14 protein-coding genes are annotated in these 17,195 nt (G+C 74.0%); 3 read left to right on the plus strand and 11 right to left on the minus strand.

The window, feature by feature from the left end; genetic code table 11:
* Positions 1–22 precede the first annotated feature (22 nt).
* The 3 genes from NRO40_RS06165 to NRO40_RS06175 all read left to right on the plus strand — a co-directional run bounded on the left by NRO40_RS06165 (position 23) and on the right by NRO40_RS06175 (position 2,700).
* Positions 23–640 carry a response regulator transcription factor gene (locus NRO40_RS06165; protein ID WP_058943207.1) on the plus strand — a complete coding sequence of 206 codons (618 nt, stop codon included), beginning with the start codon at positions 23–25 and terminating at the stop codon, positions 638–640.
* 99 nt (positions 641–739) lie between these two features.
* Positions 740–2,188, plus strand: a complete 1,449-nt coding sequence (locus NRO40_RS06170; protein ID WP_058943163.1) for a peptidoglycan D,D-transpeptidase FtsI family protein — start codon at positions 740–742, stop codon at positions 2,186–2,188.
* Positions 2,189–2,310: 122 nt separating this feature from the next.
* Positions 2,311–2,700 carry a hypothetical protein gene (locus NRO40_RS06175; protein WP_058943208.1) on the plus strand — a complete coding sequence of 130 codons (390 nt, stop codon included), beginning with the start codon at positions 2,311–2,313 and terminating at the stop codon, positions 2,698–2,700.
* Between the two features lie 45 nt (positions 2,701–2,745).
* Here NRO40_RS06175 and NRO40_RS06180 read toward each other — a convergent pair whose 3' ends face one another.
* The 11 genes from NRO40_RS06180 to NRO40_RS06230 form a co-directional block, all read right to left on the minus strand.
* Entirely contained in the window at positions 2,746–4,893 is a 2,148-nt protein-coding gene (locus NRO40_RS06180) for a M48 family metalloprotease (protein ID WP_058943164.1), read from the minus strand.
* Positions 4,890–5,498 carry a hypothetical protein gene (locus tag NRO40_RS06185; protein WP_058943165.1) on the minus strand — a complete coding sequence of 203 codons (609 nt, stop codon included), beginning with the start codon at positions 5,496–5,498 and terminating at the stop codon, positions 4,890–4,892. The genes NRO40_RS06180 and NRO40_RS06185 overlap by 4 nt, the downstream gene beginning before the upstream one ends.
* A 179-nt stretch (positions 5,499–5,677) precedes the next feature.
* Positions 5,678–6,997 carry a pectate lyase family protein gene (locus NRO40_RS06190; RefSeq protein WP_058943166.1) on the minus strand — a complete coding sequence of 440 codons (1,320 nt, stop codon included), beginning with the start codon at positions 6,995–6,997 and terminating at the stop codon, positions 5,678–5,680.
* Between the two features lie 155 nt (positions 6,998–7,152).
* Positions 7,153–7,983, minus strand: a complete 831-nt coding sequence (locus NRO40_RS06195; protein WP_058943167.1) for a rhamnogalacturonan acetylesterase — start codon at positions 7,981–7,983, stop codon at positions 7,153–7,155.
* 87 nt (positions 7,984–8,070) lie between these two features.
* Positions 8,071–9,411 (minus strand): ABC transporter substrate-binding protein, encoded by a 1,341-nt coding sequence (locus NRO40_RS06200; RefSeq protein ID WP_058943168.1) that lies wholly within the window; start codon positions 9,409–9,411, stop codon positions 8,071–8,073.
* 178 nt (positions 9,412–9,589) lie between these two features.
* Positions 9,590–11,611, minus strand: a complete 2,022-nt coding sequence (locus NRO40_RS06205; protein WP_058943169.1) for a pectinesterase family protein — start codon at positions 11,609–11,611, stop codon at positions 9,590–9,592.
* A gap of 155 nt (positions 11,612–11,766) precedes the next feature.
* Positions 11,767–13,293, minus strand: a complete 1,527-nt coding sequence (locus NRO40_RS06210) for a glycoside hydrolase family 43 protein (RefSeq protein WP_058943170.1) — start codon at positions 13,291–13,293, stop codon at positions 11,767–11,769.
* Positions 13,290–14,135, minus strand: coding sequence for a DUF6807 domain-containing protein (locus tag NRO40_RS06215; protein WP_058943171.1), 846 nt, complete (start codon positions 14,133–14,135; stop codon positions 13,290–13,292). Before NRO40_RS06215 ends, NRO40_RS06210 begins: the two co-directional genes overlap by 4 nt.
* The gene (locus NRO40_RS06220) at positions 14,132–15,274 is read right to left on the minus strand and encodes a Gfo/Idh/MocA family protein (protein WP_058943172.1); all 1,143 of its coding nucleotides are present in this window, start codon (positions 15,272–15,274) and stop codon (positions 14,132–14,134) included. Before NRO40_RS06220 ends, NRO40_RS06215 begins: the two co-directional genes overlap by 4 nt.
* Before the next feature lie 5 nt (positions 15,275–15,279).
* Positions 15,280–16,194: a carbohydrate ABC transporter permease gene (locus NRO40_RS06225; protein WP_058943173.1), complete on the minus strand. Its 915-nt coding sequence runs from the start codon at positions 16,192–16,194 to the stop codon at positions 15,280–15,282.
* Positions 16,191–17,129: a carbohydrate ABC transporter permease gene (locus tag NRO40_RS06230; protein ID WP_058943174.1), complete on the minus strand. Its 939-nt coding sequence runs from the start codon at positions 17,127–17,129 to the stop codon at positions 16,191–16,193. The genes NRO40_RS06225 and NRO40_RS06230 overlap by 4 nt, the downstream gene beginning before the upstream one ends.
* Positions 17,130–17,195 lie beyond the last annotated feature (66 nt).

Genomic DNA, 17,195 nt, shown 5'->3' on the forward strand with positions numbered 1-17,195 from the left:
CGTGCTCGCCGACGACGAGCGGATGGTCCGTACGGCGCTGCGCGTCATCCTCTCCGCCGAGGAGGGGCTGGAGGTCGTCGGCGAGGCCGCCACCGGCGCCGAGGCGGTGTCCGTGGTGCGCGAAGTGGAGCCGGACGTCGTGCTGATGGACGTGCGCATGCCGGAGGTCGACGGGATCCGCGCCACCGAGCACCTGCTCGCGACGATGCCGCGGCCGCCGCGGATCCTGGTGGTGACGACGTTCGAGAACGACGCCTACGTGTACGACGCGCTGCGCGCCGGCGCCGCCGGGTTCCTGCTGAAGCGGGCGGCGGCCGAGGAACTGGTCGCGGCGGTGCGGCTGGTGGCGCGCGGGGACTCGCTGCTGTACCCGGCGGCGGTGCGCGGGCTCGCCGAGCGGTACGGGCGGCCCGGCCCCGCGGTGAGCGCCCCCTGGGTGGCGCGGCTGACCGACCGGGAGGCCGACGTGCTGCGGCTGGTGGCGCGGGGCCTGACCAACGCGGAGGTCGCCGGGCGCCTCGGCGTCGGGCCGGCCACGGTGAAGACGCACGTGGCGTCGGTGCTGGCGAAGACCGGCGCGCGGGACCGGACGCAGGCGGTGATCGCGGCGTACGAGGCGGGCTTCGTCACGCCCGGGTGAGCGCGCCGGGGCGCCGGCGCGCCATGCCCGGCATGAGGATTCCCTGAGAAACCGGACGGCGGGGAACATCCCGCCCGGCGCCGCTCGTCGGACGAAGGGATGAACAAGACGATCAGAAGAGCGGCCGTCTTCTCCCTGCTGCTGGTGTTCGCCCTGCTGCTGCGGGCGACCTGGGTGCAGGCGTACGAAGCGAAGGCCCTGGCGGACAACGACAAGAACCGGCGGCACGTCATCGCGCGGTACGCGCGACCGCTCGGCGACATCGTCGTGGGCGGGACGCCGGTCACCGGCTCGGCCCGCACGGAGCGCGGCGACCTCGCCTACCGGCGGACGTACACCGACGGCGAGCTGTACGCGGCGGTCACCGGGTTCGGTTCGCAGGTGTACGGCGCGACGCAACTGGAGGGCGTCTTCTCCGGGGTGCTCGACGGGAGCGACCCCCGGCTGGGGAACCCCCTCGACGCGCTCACCGGCGGGCAGCGGGAACCGGGCGACGTGCTGACGACGATCGACCCGGCCGTGCAGAAGGCCGGCTTCGCGGCGCTCGACGGCAAGAAGGGCGCCGCCGTGGCGATCGACCCGAGGACGGGCCGGATCCTCGGCATGGTCAGCACCCCGTCCTACGACCCGTCGACGATCGCCGGGTCGGACGGCGGGGACGCGTGGAAGCGGCTCGAGACCGACCCCGACAAGCCGCTGACGAACCGGGCGATCCGGCACCCCGTCGCCCCCGGCTCGACGTTCAAGCTGGTCGTCGCGGGGGCGGCTCTGGAGAAGGGGCTGTACGGGTCGGTCGACGAGCCGACGGACAGCCCGAACCCGTACCGGCTGCCGCAGTCGACGCGCGACCTGGTGAACGAGAACCCCTCCGCGCCCTGCGAGAACGCCTCGATCCGCACCGCCCTGCGCTACTCGTGCAACAACGTCTTCGGCAAGATGGCCGTCGACCTGGGGCAGGACGAGGTCAAGGCCGTGGCGGAGAGGTTCGGCTTCAACGACACGGAGCAGGACGTGCCGGTGCGGGCCTACCCGAGCGTGTACCCGTCGGGGATGGACGCGGCGCAGACGGCGCTGTCCGGCATCGGGCAGTTCGACGTGACGGCCACGCCGCTGCAGATCGCCATGGTGTCGGCGGCCATCGCCAACGACGGGGTGCTGGCCGCGCCGCACATGGTGTCGCAGGTCGTCGACGCGGACGGCGAGCGGCTGCGGGCGTACCCGGACGGGGACGGGCGGCGGGTCGTGTCGCCGTCCACCGCCGGGCAGTTGCGCTCCGCCATGGTGACGGTGGTCGAGGAGGGCACGGGCGGCAACGCCCGCCTGGACGGCGCCGAGGTCGGCGGGAAGACCGGCACGGCGCAGCGCGGTGTGAACAACAGCGAGAAGCCGTACGCCTGGTTCACCTCGTACGCGAAGGACGACGACAGCGGCGAGGAGGTGGCCGTCGCCGTCTTCGTGGAGGACTCCGCCGCCGCCCGCGCGGAAGTGAGCGGCAACGGCCTGGCGGCGCCCGTCGCCCGCGCCATGATGGAGGCCGCACTGAAGTGACGTGAGGGGGTGGGTGGTAAGCAGGGGGCTTGCAGCTTCGACACCCCGCCCCGTTCCCCCGCCTGGAGGACCCCGTGCGCCGCCGTCTGTCGTCCCGCCCCCGCTCCCTGTCCGGCTGGACCATGGCCGTCTTCGGGCTGCTGGCCACCACGCTGGGCGCGGTGGGGCTCGTCGCACCGGACGTGCTGCTGGCCGTCATGGGCTTCGAGCCCGTACCGGACGGGGCGCGGGCGGCGGGCGACCACACCCTGGTGTTCCTGACGGCGTCGTCGATGGCGGCGGTGAACATGGGCGTGTACTACGTGCTGGCGGCGCTCGCGGACTGGCGGGCGTTCTTCGGCTGGACGGTGCCCTTCCGGCTGCTGACCTGCGCGGTGTTCACGGTCGCCGTCGTCACGGGCCGCGCCCCGGCCGGCTTCCTCGGCGTCGGCCTGTGGGAGGCCGCGGGTGCGGCCGCGACCTGGGCGGCGCTGCGGCGCGAGCACCGCCCGGAGCGGGCGCCGGCCGGTTGAGTCACGGGCGCCGAAGGGGTGGGTGACAGGCACCGGCCGGGTGGGTCACCCGGGTGGGCGTGGCGCCGCCGCGCGGCCGGGGTGGGACAGGACCACGGTGGCCAGGGTGCCGACGAGCGCGCCCTCCACCCCCGTCCCCACGAGCACGCTCCACAGGCGCAGCAGGCCCGGCTCGCCGGTGAACAGCACCAGGGGCACGGCCAGCAGCAGACCGCACGCCAGCACACTGCCCGCGGCCCACACCGGACGGCGGGACCGGGCCAGCCCGCCGGTCACCGTGCCCACCGCCACGAGGAGGGTCAGCGGGGCGAGGACCGCGGAGTGGGCCAGGAACTCCACCTGGCGCTGGTGCGCCCACCAGGTCTGGAGGGGCGGGAAGCAGGCGGTCGCCAGGGCCGCGACGCCGAGGACGGCCGCGCGGCTGCGCCGGGGCGGCGGGACGGGCGGCCCCGCGGGGACCATGTACCGGGCGAGGCGGCGGTCGCGCAGGATCCCCGCGAGGGGGACGCCGAGCAGGACGACGGCGGCGCCGACGAGCCAGCCGGGATGCATGAGCTTCGTCGCCACGACGTACTGCGTCCACACCGCCGCGTGGAGGGGCTCGGGGAGGGCGGCCAGTCGCTCGTCCAGGAAACGGCCCATCGCGATCTGCCACGGCAGTGCGAAGACCGCGGAGGCGTTGCCGGCGACGGCGACGGCCACCACCAGCCCCAGCGCCGTGGCCCGGGCGCGGGGACGGCGCCCGTGGTCCAGCGGGCGAGCCCAGCAGTCCGCCAGGAACTGGCACCAGAGGGTGAGGAGCAGACACAGGAGGGCGACCGCGCACCACCCCGACACCTGCGCGGCGACGCTCAGTCCGGGCAGCATGAGGTGGTCGACGACGGTGCTGGGCGCGACGGCGTACCCGGCGACGACGCCCACGGCGATCCCGGCCCGGAAGGGGGTCCGGGAGGGCGCCGAGGCCGGGTCGCCCTGCCGGTGGAGGGCGGCGCGCACCACCGTCAGGAAGAGGACCAGGGCGATCAGGAACGTGATGAGCTCCGTGGGCCACCACCCCCGGATCCCGCCGCCCGCGCGGATCTGTGCGGTGGCGGAGGCGACCGGGTCCCACGCCGCGGGAAGGCAGAACCCGACGACGAAGGCGAACCCGAACCCCTGGTGCATCAGCTGCGCCCGGTCCGCCAGGCAGGAGGCGCGCTCCGCGAAGGAGGGGTGGGTCCGGGTGAGCCGGCCCCACCGGCCCGTCCACGGTCCGCGGCGCCGGGCCGCCACCGGTTCGGACCCGGCCAGGGCGAAGGCGCGCAGCAGCGGCGCCGGATCGCCCAGCCACTCCACCACCCGCGCGTCCGCCTGGAACTCCCTGGTCCGCAGGACGACGGAGCGGGCGGCGAGCACGACGCCGGCGAGGACCAGGGCGTCGAGGAGGGCCGCGGCGAAGAAGCCGGTCCCGTCGGCCACGAAGACCAGGGCGAGCAGGTCGCCGAGCATCCGGGGCGCGAGGATGAGCACCGTGAAGCAGCGCAGCAGGGCGAGCGTCACCATGGTGATGTCGACGTCGCGGTTGCGCAGGTGGGCCAGTTCGTGGAGGACGACGGCGCGGAAGGCCGCCCGGTCCTCCTCGGTCCCCTCGTGGAGCCGGATCAGTCCGCGGCTGAGGACGACGTGGCGGCGGCCGACGCGGCCGAAGGTGACGCCGTTGACGCCGGAGTCGAGGAAGTCGACGAGGACGGTGACGCCGCGGGCCCGTTCGACACCGGAGACGAGCCGGTCGACCTCGGCGTGCAGGGCGGGGAAGCGTTCGGCGTTCAGGGGCCGCACGCCGCGCCTGCGGGCACGGCGCCCGGAGCGGAACCAGTAGTACGAGGCGGTGGCGACGGCGAGGATCGCGTACGAGACGAGGATGCCCGCCGAGGTGCGGTCGTCGCCGGAGTCGCACCCGCCCCGCGGCCCGCCCTTCAGGAAGGCGCCGGTCCCGCCCGACTCCCGTATCACCCCGCGCAGGTAGTCGTTGAGGTCGCCGGCCCGGTCGCGGTCGCCGGCCAGGAAGTCCGCGTAGCCGGGGTGCAGGATCGTCATCGACGCGAGGACCGCGCAGATCAGCAGGACGAAGGCGAGGAGCGTGCCCGAGGGCGGTGGGCGGCGCGGCGGCGGTACGGCCTCGACCGCGGGTCCGCCGACCGCGGTGGAGGTCATGCCCCGCGCCCGCCGGTCCGCAGGTGGTCGCGGACGGCGGCGGCCAGCAGGTCCGACCGGTCGGGCGGCAGACCCAGGATGATGGCCGTGCGGCGGGCGGCCTCGCCGAGTTCCGCGATCCGCTCCTCGGACAGCGGCGCCTCCCCGAGGAGGACCGGTCCGCCGGCCGGTCCGGCCGGTCCCCCGGCCGGCCCCGGCGCGCCTCCGACGACCGCCGTGCCCGCCGCCGGATCCGACGCCGGATCCAGCGTCCCGTCCGGCGCCGTCCCGTCCGCCGCCGTCCCGTCCGGCGGGGCGGCGCGGCGGGCGCGGCGCCGGGCGACGAGCTGCCGGAACCGGCCCGTCAGGCCGCTCCCGACGCTCTCGCCCATCATCTTGACGACCTCGAACGCCACCCCGCACGCGATGCTGGTGACGACCAGTTCGGCCGCTCCCCCGAAGGCCAGCGGATCGTCCTGCGGACCCCGCCGCGCCCGCCGGCCGCCGCGGCCGACCAGGACCTCGGCGGTCTCCTCGAAGTACGGCAGTTCCTCCGGCGCGATGCGCGCCACGACGGCGCGGGCCAGCGCGGTCTCGGCGGCCACGGACGGTGCCACGTCGGACACGCCCCCTCCCCGTGTGCTGCCCGCCGGCGGGGCGATCCGCCGGCGGGCGGTCCAAAGGATCAGCACGGTAACGCAGAGCCGTGGCGCCCGCAGCCGGACCACCGCGTTCCGCGGGGCCGGGGGGCGGTTTCACGCCGCGTCCCGACGGGGTTCGGCCCCCGCCCCGCCGGCCGGTGGGGTCAGCGCGCGCGGCCCGCGCCGGCGCGGTGGGTGAGCAGCCACGGCAGGACGCGGGGGTCGTCGACGCGGGTGCGCAGGGTCGGCGTCCAGCCGGCGCCGGACGCCAGCGCCTCGTCGGGGAACTGCGCGTTGTGGACCGCGAGCAGGTCCACGGGACGGCCGTTGACGACGTTGCCCGCGACCGTGACCGGTGCCTCCTTCCACTTCTTGAGGACGGTCCCGGCCCGCACGCCCCGCGGCAGGCGGACCGAGTTCCACTCGGCGACCAGCTGCGACTCGGCGCCGACACCCCAGCTGTAGCCGTAGCCCCGCTCCGGCACCACGTGGTGGTTGTTGTACGCGTCGACCTTGCCGAACCGCACCCGCGGGGCGCGTTCGACGACCTCGTCGAAGAGGTTGTGGTGGAGGGTGACCCGCAGTCGGCCGCGGTCGGTGGCGCCCGCGCCGTCGCTGTTGCCGATCATCAACGTCTTGTCGTGGTCGGCGAAGACGTTCCAGGACGCCGTGACCAGGTCGGCGCCGCGGACGATGTCGAGCAGCCCGTCGTGGCGCTGGTAGAGCTCGCCGTAGTGGCGGGCCAGCGAGCTGTCCGGGTGGCGGCCGTCGGTGAACGTGTTGTGGTCGATCCACACGTGCGTGGAGCCGTACACGACCATCGCGTCGTACTCGGAGTTCCAGGCGCCCGTCGCCCCGTCGGTCGGGTCCCACTGGGGGAAGCAGTCGAGGGGGCTCTCCAGGGTGAGGTTGCGGACGATGACGTCGTCGGCGTCCTTGATCTGCAGGCTGCCGCCGACGATCCCGGCGTTCCGGCCGACGCCGATGATGGTGGTGCGGGAGGGGACGAACGCCTTGATCGCCCGGTCCTGGTTCTTGGCGGAGGCCGCGCGCAGCTCCTCCTGGGGGCCGCTGACCTCCTTGTCACGGCCCCAGACGGCGGGGTCGTAGTCGGCGAGGTACCGGTCGAAGTCGTAGCCGGGCGCCTCGAAGGCCCCGCAGCCGCTTGCCGTGGCGTCGAGCGTGCCGACGACCCGGACGATCCTCGGGGCGTCGCCATCGGCGGCGAGCGCGGCCCGGAACTCCTCCCAGGTGGTGACGGTGTACACGTGTGCGGCGTCGGCGGCGGCGCCGCCGGTGGTGCCGCCGTCGGCGGAGGCCCAGCCGTCACCGGCGGGCAGGGTGCGGCGGGCGGGGTCGTGGCCGCCGCCCGTACCGAGGGCGGTCGCCGGGGTGGGGGCGGTGAGGGCGAGTGCCAGCGTGGTGCAGCCGGCCAGCGCCGCGGCCCTGCCGAGGGCCCGGACGCGGCGTGCGGGGATGCGCATTGCGGCTCCTGGGAGAACGGGGGGAGGGAAGGGGTGGGGGAGGAAAGGGGTGCGGAGGGCGGGTGGCACGGGGGCTGAGGGAGTCGAGGGACAAAAGTCCCGGGAGGGCCTCCGAGCGGGTGGGGGGAGGCCCAGAAGGCCCGCGGGGGGACGGGTCAGGCGGGGGGCCAGGTGATGCGGCCGGGCGGGACGTCCGCGTCGAGACGGCGCGTGTCCCCGGGTCGGAGCACACGGGTGCGGCACAGGCCGGCGGCCACCATGCGGGCGACCTCGATCGCCCCGCGCGGCCGGAAATGGGTGTTGTCCTGCTTGCCGTCGGGGTGGTGGGGTGACTCCCCCGGCGCCAGCCACAGGAAGTGCTCCTTGGACGCCTCGGGGCCCAGCCGCCCCCACAGGGCCAGTGACGCCGCCTGGACGTCGACCAGGTCCACGCCGTGGTCGGCCGCGAGGGCGCGCATGGCCGCCGGGTACTCGCCGTGGGTGGGGACGGCCCCGCCCCCGGTGCCGAACCTGCGCCGCTCCACCGAGGTGAGGAGGACGGGCCGCGCGCCGCGGGACCGGGCGCCGGTGACGTACCGGAGGAGGTGTTCCCGGTAGGTGGTCCAGGGTTCGGTGTGGCGGGTGGGGTCCTCGGTCTTCTGGTCGTTGTGGCCGAACTGGATCAGGAGCAGGTCGCCGGGGCGCAGGGCGGCGAGGATCGGGGTGAGCCGGCCCTCGTCGAGGAAGCTGCGCGAACTGCGGCCGTTGACCGCGTGGTTGGCGACCCGCAGGTGCGGGCCGAGGAAGAAGGGCAGGGCCATGCCCCAGCCGGTCTCGGGGGCGGCGTCGGCGTACTTCTGGGCGGCCGTCGAGTCCCCCGCGATGTACAGGGTCCGGGGGCCGGTGGGCGGGCGGGCGGCGGCGGCCGCCGGGTGGGCGGTGAGCGCCGTGGCGGCGGGGAGGACGGCGGCGAGGGCCGTCACGGTCTGTCTGCGGCTGAGGGACACGTCGTCTGGCTCGCTCTCGTACGGAGGGGGGGAAGGGGGCCGGCGGCGGGGCGCGACCCGGACCGCCGCCGGCCGGTTCTCGGGGCGTCAGCCCTTCTTGAGCTGCTCGTTCCACTCGGCCTGGGCCGCGTCGAGCTGCTCGGCGAGGGTGTCGAGGAACTTCTCGGCGGTCATCGCGCCGAGCAGGACCCGCTGGAAGTTGGGCTCGTTCTCCGACTTGCTGATCTTGTTCCAGTCGGGCAGGTAGTACGGCAGCTGCACGATCCTGGTGGAGCCGTCGGTGAGGGCGGTCGCGCCGAGCTTGGTGGCCCGGGCCTCGTTCAGCCACGCGTCGCCGGCGGCCTCGGTGTTGGCGGGGATGGCGCCGGCCGACCGGTTCCACTTGCTGTTGGAGGCGTGGGAGGCGGCGAACTCGATGAACTTCCAGGCGGCGGCCTTGTTCTTGCCGGCCCGGAAGAGGCCGAGGCCGTCGACCGGGTTGGAGACCTGGACGCGGACGCCGTCCGGCCCGACCGGGTTGGGTATGCCCGCGAACTTGTCCGTGCCGAGGGCCTCCACGTGGTCCGTGTAGGAGCCGAGGTTGTGGTTCATCATGGCGATGGAGCCCGAGTCGAACTGGGCGTTCATCTTCTTGAAGTCGTTGTTGACGTCGGCCTCGGGCGTGGCCTTCTTGTAGAGGGCGACGTACTTCTTCAGGGCGGCGACGTTCTTCGGATCGTTGACGGTCGTCCGGTCGCCCTTCCAGAACTCGGTGATGCCGGACTGGCCGTACATGGCGTCCAGGGCCTGGGCGATGGAGCCGGAGCCGCCGCGGATGGTGTAGCCGAACTTGTTCTTCCGGGCGTCGGTGAGCCGGGCGGCGGCGGTGTAGAACGCGTCCCAGGTGGTGGGCGCGGCCAGTCCGGCCGCCTTGAACAGGTCGGTGCGGTAGTAGAGGACGCCGTTGCTGGCGGAGGTCGGCACCGAGTACATCTCGTCGCCGCGGCCGCCGGCGGACTTGACCGACTCGACCATGGTGGGGACGAGCTTGCCCTTGAGGGAGGACCCCTCGATGCGCTCGCCGACCGGTTCGAGGGCGTTCTGGGCGACCATGTTGGCCAGGTAGGCGGCGCCGACGCCACCGACGTCCGGCAGGCCGCCGCCCGCGATGGCGGTGTCGTACTTGGACTGGACGTCCTCGCTGGGGATGGGCACGTACCGGACGTCGATGTCGGGGTGCTTCGCCTCGAAGTCCTTGATGATCTCCTGCCAGACGGCGGTCCGCACGCCGCCGTTGTTGTCCCAGAAGGTGATGGTGCCCTTGCCCGAGCCCTCGCTCCCGCTGCCGCCGGTGCCGTCGTCACCGCAGCCGGTGGCGGTGAGCGCGAGCACGGCGGTCAGGGCGACGGCCGTGGCCGCGCGTCCTCTGGAGCTCCGGGAGTTGGTCATGGTCGGCTCTTCTCTCTGAGTGCTGGGTGCTGGGTGCTGGGTCCTGCGGTACGGGGTGGCCGGGTCCCGGGTGGGTGCCGGGGAGTACGGGGTCGCCGGGGCACGGGGTGTCGCGGTCCGGGGGGTCGCCGGGGTACGGGGTGTCGCGGTCCGGGGGTCGCCGGGGGCGGGCCCGGCGCTACGGGAGGTGCCGGCGGTGCGGCGCCCAGCCGTCGTGGCCGGCGAGGTAGTCGGCGACCTCGTGGTCCGCGGCCCGCTCGGCGGACATCTGCGGGCGGTCGGCGGTGACGCCGGCGCCCGGACCGTGGTTGCGGTACTCGCTGAAGCGGGCGTCCCGCCACGAGTAGCCGCCCATGTCGGTCCACGGCGAGGACTTGACGGCCGCCGGCAGCTCCGTCTCCCGGATCAGCACCTGGCCGACGGCGTCCGGGTTGCCGCCCGGGTGCCAGGGCCGGCCGAGGTGGTAGGTGCCGGCCGGGGCGTCGCTGACGATGCGGGAGCGGGTGATGAGGAAGCCGTACGGGTTGTCCTTCCAGGTGCTGGCGGCGGTGACGTACCCGTTGTTCGTGGCGGAGCCGCGGTCCAGCGCCCGGATCAGCGACCGTTCGATGACGGTGGTCGCCCGGCCGTAGACGAAGTCGACGTCGCCCTCGATGTACGCGTCGCGGACGTACACCCTGCTGATGGCGTCGAGGCGGGGGCTGTCGGTCATCAGGGTGTCCTGGTTGCCCTTGAAGGCGGTGTTCTCGAAGACGATCCGGTCGCCGGTGGTCTTCATCGCGAGGGCCTGTTCGCCCTTCAGCTCCACCGCCGCCTCGTCGAAGTCGTTGACGAAGGTGAGGTTGCGGGCGGTGACGTCGGAGGCGGCGATCAGGACGGTGGCGCTGGCGGACGAGCCCCCGTACTCGTTCGGCGTGTCGTACACGATCACGGTGTCGGACCGGTTCCGGCCCGTGCCCTGGAGGGTGATCCTCGGCTTGTCGGCGGGGACGCGGACCTTCTCCCGGTACGTCCCGGGCGCGATCCGGATCGTGACGGCCCCGTCGTTGCCGGGCGGGACGGCGTCCACGGCGGCCTGGACGGTGGGGTGAGCGGCGGGCACGTCGAGCACGGTGTCGGTACCGAGGTCGCGCTGCGGCCCGGAGAAGCGCGTCACCAGCGCGGGTACGGCGGCGGCCGGGTCGAGCCGGTAGGAGTAGAAGGCGCGCGGGTCGAAGGCGGTTCCCCACTCGTCGCGCCGGCCGGTGCTGCCCTTCAGGATGGAGCCGCGCTCCACCAGTTCGGCGGTCGCGTCGGCCTGGTGGGGGTGCTGGACCCCGTCGTAGTAGCTGTTCTCGATGACCATCCGGGTCCGGCCGCGCGCCCAGTTCCCGTAGGACCAGACGGGGTCGCCGTCCGCGACCTGGGCGGAGAGGTAGTTGTTGTAGAGGTGGGCGTAGGCGCAGTTGTCGGCCGAGGGGTTGCGCTGCTTGGTGCCGCTGAACCAGTTGTGGTCGATGGTGATCTGGGTGGTGACGTTGTCGGTCCAGCCGATGCCGAACGCCTTGTTGTGGTCGTCGAAGCGGTTGTGGGAGACGGTGACGTACTGGCTGTCCTTGCGGACGTCGAGCAGCCCGTCCCCCATGCGCGTGAAGCGGTTGTGGTCGATCCAGACGTGGTGGACGGAGTCCATCTGGATGCCGTCGAAGTCGTTGGTCTTGCCGTCCCAGTCGCCCTCGACGTAGGAGTCGCGGAGGGTGAGGTTGCGGATGATGACGTTGTGCGTGCCGGGCTTGAGCTGGAGCTCGCCGTGGACGATCTCGCCGCTGGTGCCGACGCCGATCACGGTCTTGTCGGAGGCGACGGTGATCGAGGACCCGAAGGGCTCGACGGCGATGGAGCCCGCGACCCGGATGACGTAGGGCTCGGCGGCGGACGCGTAGGCCGCCAGCTCGGCCTGGGTGCGGACGGTGACGACCTTGCCGCCCCGGCCGCCGGTGGTCCCACCGGCGAGGGAGGCGAAGCCGTGGGGCTGCTCCGCCCAGCGCGGGCCGGACGGGTGGGCGGTGCGCGGCGGTCCGGCGTCGGCAACGGCCCCGGCGGTACCTGCGGCTCCGGCGGCTCCGGCGGGGCTCACCGTGGCGAGGCCCAGGGCGGCCACCAGGGCGGTGACCGCGGCCAGGGCCCGCCCCGGCAAGCGCTTGCTCCAGGGGTACGGCATGGCGACTCCTCCAAGCGTGCGACGTACGGTTCGGTGGACGTGCGGGGCTGGTGGACGTGCGGACGGTGGACGGACGGAGAGGGCGGACGCGGGGGGGGACCCACGGGTCCGCTGACGTGCCCGGTGGGCACACACCGGCCGGCGGGTCCGGGCGGTCAGCGCACCCGGAACGCCGTGAAGGTGGCGGTCCCGGCGCTCCCCCCTCCCGGGGGCGCCGCCGCGAACAGGCCGAGCAGCGCGCCGACCCAGCGCCACGGCGTGGCGGCGAAGACCGGCCCGGACGGCTCCCAGCCGTCGCCGGTGTCGGCCAGGAACCGGCAGCGCGCCCCGGCCGACACCTCGACCCGCAGTCCCACCCGGCCGCCCGGGGCCGGGCGGGGGTGCGCGGCGTCGCGTTCGGCCTCGGCCACGGGCTCGGCGAAGCGGTGCACGAGGCGCACGGTCCCGTCGGCGCACCGCTCCAGGCCGATCCAGGAGAAGGCGTCGCCCAGGACGGCGAGCCCGGCGCGCGCGCCCGGTTCGGGGGCGTCGAGGGCGAGCCCCACCTCGGCGGTGAACGTCTCGGCGGGCAGCCGCTGGGTCAGGACGTGCGGCAGGAGGCGCAGGTCGTGGGCGTCGCCGGTGCGGACGCAGGCCATGCGCAGCCCGTCGCCGCCGTGCTCGACGGTCCACCCCGCACGGGGGTTGGCGGTCCACTGCCACTGCCGTCCGAAGCGGCCGCCGGGGAAGGAGTCGTCGGTGGCCGGCACCTCGACGGGCTGCGGTGGCGCGGCCGGTTTGCGGTGGGTGCGGACCGGTTCGCCGGCGTCGCCGATGACGGGCCAGCCGTCCGCGTCCCAGGTCATCGGCTGGAGGTGGACCACCCTGCCGTACGGGCCGCGTGCCTGGAAGTGCAGGAACCAGTCCTCGCCGGCCGGGGTGCGGACCCAGCCGCCCTGGTGGGGGCCGTTGACGTCGGTGCGGCCCTGGGCGAGGACGGTCCGCTCCTCGTACGGGCCGGTGAAGTCCCGGGACCGGAAGGCGCCCTGCCAGCCCGTCTCGACGCCGCCGGCCGGCGCGAGGATCCAGAACCAGCCGTCGTGCCGGTACAGCTTGGGCCCTTCGAGGGTGAACCAGCCGGGTATCCGGTCGGCGTCGACGACTGTCTCCCCGGCGTCGAGGAGGGTGCGGCCGTCGCGGCTCATCCGGTGGCCGGTGAGGCGGTTCTTCACCCCGGACCGGGACTTGGCCCAGGCGTGCACGAGGTACGCCTCGCCCGTCTCGTCGTCCCACAGCGGGCACGGGTCGATCAGTCCCCTGCCCGCCTTGAGCAGGTACGGCTCCGTCCAGGGTCCGCGGACGTCCTCGGCGCTGATCTGGTGGATGCCGTGGTCGGGGTCGCCCCAGAAGATCCAGTACCGGCCGTCGGCGTGGCGCAGGCTGGGCGCCCACACCCCCCTGTCGTGGCGGGGCGCCGCGAAGTCGGCCGCGGGCTCCAGGCGGTCCAGCGCGTGGCCGACGAGGGACCAGTTGACGAGGTCGCGGGAGTGGAGCAGGGGCAGGCCGGGGGCGCGGCCGAAGCTGGACGCCGTGAGGTAGAAGTCGTCGCCGACGGCGATGACGTCGGGGTCGGACCAGTCGGCGTCGAGGACGGGGTTGCGGTAGGTGCCGTCGCCGAGGTCGGCGGGGCGGACGGGCGTCATGACAGGGCCTTCCGTACGAGGGCGGCGGCCGCGGGGCGGTCGAGGCGCCCGTCCGCGACGACGGTGACCACGCGGCGGACGACGGTGCCGCCGGCCGGGACGGGCAGGCGGGTGGCCCAGGCGAGGGACGAGCCGACGCCCGGGTACTCCGCGGTGCGGACGAACCACGGGTCGCGGCGGGTGTCGTCGGTGGCGCCGGCGAAGACGAGCGTGAAGTCGGCGCCGCGTAGCGCCAGCCAGTCGGCGGTGCGGCCGTGGACGGCGTCCTCGCCCTCGGCGTCGGCGGTGAACACCTCGGGGGGCGGGGTGCCGGCGGGCCCCTTCGGGGCGCGCCAGAAGAAGCCGCCGTACCCGGCGCCGGCACGGCCGTTGGTGGCCGGGGAACCGATGGTCAGGGCCGCGCCGCCGGGGTTGGTGAGGGCGGAGGTGAGGTCCAGGGCCCAGGCGTCGGCGGTGAGGGGCACGGCGGCGGCCGTACGGCGTTCACGCAGGAGGTCCGTACCGCCGGACGTCCACACGAGGTCCTCCACGAAGCCGTCCGGGGCGCGCAGCTTCCAGGCGTGGTGGCGTTGCTCGCCGTGGTTGTCGAGCGCGGTGGGGCCGCGGCCGGCGACGTAGGTGCGGCCGCCCCAGAAGTTGTGGCCCTCGACGTCGGGCACGGCCATGGACACGCCGAGGTGGTGGAGGTGGTCGGCGGGCCGCTCCTCGGTGACGGGGGTGCCGGCCAGGGTGGTGACGGGGTGCAGGTAGGGGCGGGGCGAGAGGTCGGCCCGCAGGTCGTCCGGGTGGACGTAGCGGCCCACGGTGCGTCCCGCGCAGCTCAGGGGCAGCGGATGCGTCACGGGGCGTTCGCCTCCAGCTCGGAGAAGAGGGACAGGGTCTCGGCGCTCGCGCGGACGAGGCCGTCGACGCCCTTCACGATCCGCCGCCGGGACCCGTCGGCCGTCTCCTCGGCGTACCAGTCGGCGGCGGGCAGGGGGCGGGGGTCGGGGGCGGTGCGGACGGCCTCGACGACGCGCATGAAGGCGCCGGCCCGGTCGGGCGGGACGAGGAGTTCGTCGCCGTCCGCGAGGTGGTGGACGAGGTTCTCCAGCAGGTCGGTGCGGCCGTGCACCGTCTCGACGGGGCCGTGTCCGGCCCGCTGCAGCAGGACGCGGTCCTGCTTGTACCAGAAGGTGATGCGGCCGCGCCGCCCGTGGACGAGGACGTACGGCTCGCCGGGCTCCTCCGCGCAGAGGGTGACGGCGGCGGTGACGCGGGTGCCGCGCGCGGTGGTGACGCGCAGGCAGGAGGTGTCGTCGGCCTGGATGTCGTTGGCGCGGGCCAGTTCCAGCTCGATGTCCGCGACGTCCTCGGCGAACGGGCTGCCGTCGAGGGCCAGGGCGGTGGCGACGGCGTGGGCGAGGGGGTTGGTGAGCACCCCGTCGACCACGTCGGTGCCGCCGAGGCGCCGCTTCCCGGCCCACGGGGCGCGCCGGAAGTACGCCTCGTCGCGGGCCCAGGCGCCGGCGGCGCCGATGCCGGTGACCTCTCCGACGGCGCCCTCGGCGACGAGTCGGGCGATGGCGCCCAGGGCGTGCGAGCCGAGCGACTGGAAGCCGATCTGGCAGGCGGTGCCGGCGAGGCGGGCCCCGTCGCGGATGCGGTGGAACTCCGCGAAGGACGGGGCCGGCGGCTTCTCCAGGAGGAGGTGGACGCCGCGCCGCGCCGCGGCGAGCGCGAGGTCGGCGTGGGTGGCGATGGGCGTGCAGACGACGGCGATGCGGGCGCCGGTGGCGTCGAGGAGGGCGCCGAGGTCGTCGGACTGGGCGACGCCGGGGAAGCCGTCGAGTTCGGCCGGGTCGAGCGGGCGCAGTTCGCAGACCCCGGCGAGCCGTACGAGCCCGGCGTCGGTGAGGCGTCGGATGTTCTCCAGGTGCCAGCGGCCGTGGCCGCGGGCGCCGGCGAGGACGACGGGGAAGGGCAGTGGTCCGTGGCGCATCCGTGTCAGCCCTTCACCGCGCCGGCACTGAAGCCGGTGATGAGCCACTTCTGGATGAACGCGAAGACGATCACGACCGGGACGGCGGCGATGACGCCGCCCGCGGCGAGGGCTCCCAGGTCGACGCTGTCGGCGCCGATGAGGGTGTTGAGGCCGACGGGGATCGTCTGCTTGTCCTGCTCGCTGAGGAACATCAGGGCGAACAGGAAGTGGTTCCAGCTGTGGACGAAGGCGAAGGAGCCGACGGCGACGAGGCCGGGGCGCAGCAGCGGCAGGACGACCGCGCGGAAGGCGCGCATCCGGGAGCAGCCGTCGACCCAGGCGGCCTCCTCCAGGGAGACGGGCACGTTCTTGATGAAGCCGCTGATGAGGATCATCGACAGGGGCAGTTGGAAGACGGTCTCGGCGATGACGACGCTGCCGAGCGAGTTGATCATCTGGAGGTTGCGGAAGATCTCGAAGAGCGGGACGAGCATGAGCGCCCCGGGGATGAACTGGGAGCACAGCAGCGCCAGCATGAAGGCGTTCTTGATGCGGAAGTCGAACCGGGCGAGGGCGTACCCGCCGGCGAGGGCGACGGTGGTGGTGGCGACCAGGGTGGCGACGCCGACGATCATGCTGTTCTGGAAGAAGATCCCGAAGCTGCGCTCGTTCCAGACCTTCTCGAAGTGCGCGGTGGTCACCGGCCAGGGGACGAGGGAGGTCGAGCCGGCGGGGCGCACCGCGAACAGCAGCATCCAGTAGAAGGGGACGAGCGTGAACAGCAGGTACAGCGCGAGCGGGAGGTAGATCTGCCAGCGCGGCACGTCGTCGAAGGCGCGCTCGCGCCGCGGGCGGCGGCGGGGGGTGGCCGGGGGCGCCGGCGGGTCCTGGGCGGGCACGCGTGCGGGGGTGCCCTGCTCCGCGAGTGCGGCGGTCATGAGCGGTCGCCTCCGAACTTGCTCAGGCGCAGATAGAGGATGGAGCAGAAGAGGAGGATCACGAACGCGACCGTGGTGAGCGCCGAGGCGTACCCGAAGTCGTGGCCCTCGATGCCGGTGTTCGCGATCATGAGGGGGAGGGTGGTGGTGACGCCGGCGGGGCCGCCGCCGGTGAGCGTGTACAGCAGGTCGACGTTGTTGAACTCCCAGACCGCGCGCAGCAGCGTGGAGAGGATGATGGCGTCCTTGAGGTGCGGCAGCGTGATGTGGAGGAACTGCCGCATCCGGTTCGCGCCGTCGACCGACGCCGCCTCGTAGAGGTCCTTCGGGATGGACTGGAGGTCGGCGAGGATGAGGATGGCGAAGAAGGGGACGCCGCGCCAGAGTTCGGCGACGACGGCGGCCCAGAAGACGGTCCCGGTGTCGGAGAGCACGGACGTGCCGTAGGTGCCGATGCCGACGTCGGCCAGGTAGCGGCTCATGCCCGTGGAGGGGTTGTAGAGCAGCATCCAGATCGTCGTGGTGAGGACGCCGGAGACGGCCCAGGGCGAGAAGACCAGGGAGCGGGCGACGGCCCGGCCGACGAAGGTCTGGTTGACGAGCAGGGCGAGGACGAGGCCGAGGGCGAGCTGGAGGCCGACCTGCACGACCACCCACTTGGCGCTGAAGGCCAGCGTGGACCAGAAGAGGGGGTCCTCGGTGAAGGCGCGGGTGTAGTTCTCGAGGCCCGCGTAGCCGTTCTTCCAGGGCTTGGTGACGTTGTAGTGCCGGAGGCTGTAGTAGAAGACGCTGAGCACCGGGTAGGCGATGAAGCCGAGCATCAGCAGGCCGGCGGGTGCGATCAGCAGGTACGGCAGGCGGCGTGGTGCGGCTCCGGTCCCCGTGCGGCGTCGGCCGGCCCGGGGTTGCTGCGCCACGGCTGCGGCGTGGGCCATGACATTCTCCGTTCGTCATTGCGTGGGGGTGAAGCGCTTTCCGGATCGCGTTCGAGATCTCGGACA

This window comes from Streptomyces changanensis, from assembly GCF_024600715.1.
Lineage (GTDB): Bacteria > Actinomycetota > Actinomycetes > Streptomycetales > Streptomycetaceae > Streptomyces > Streptomyces changanensis.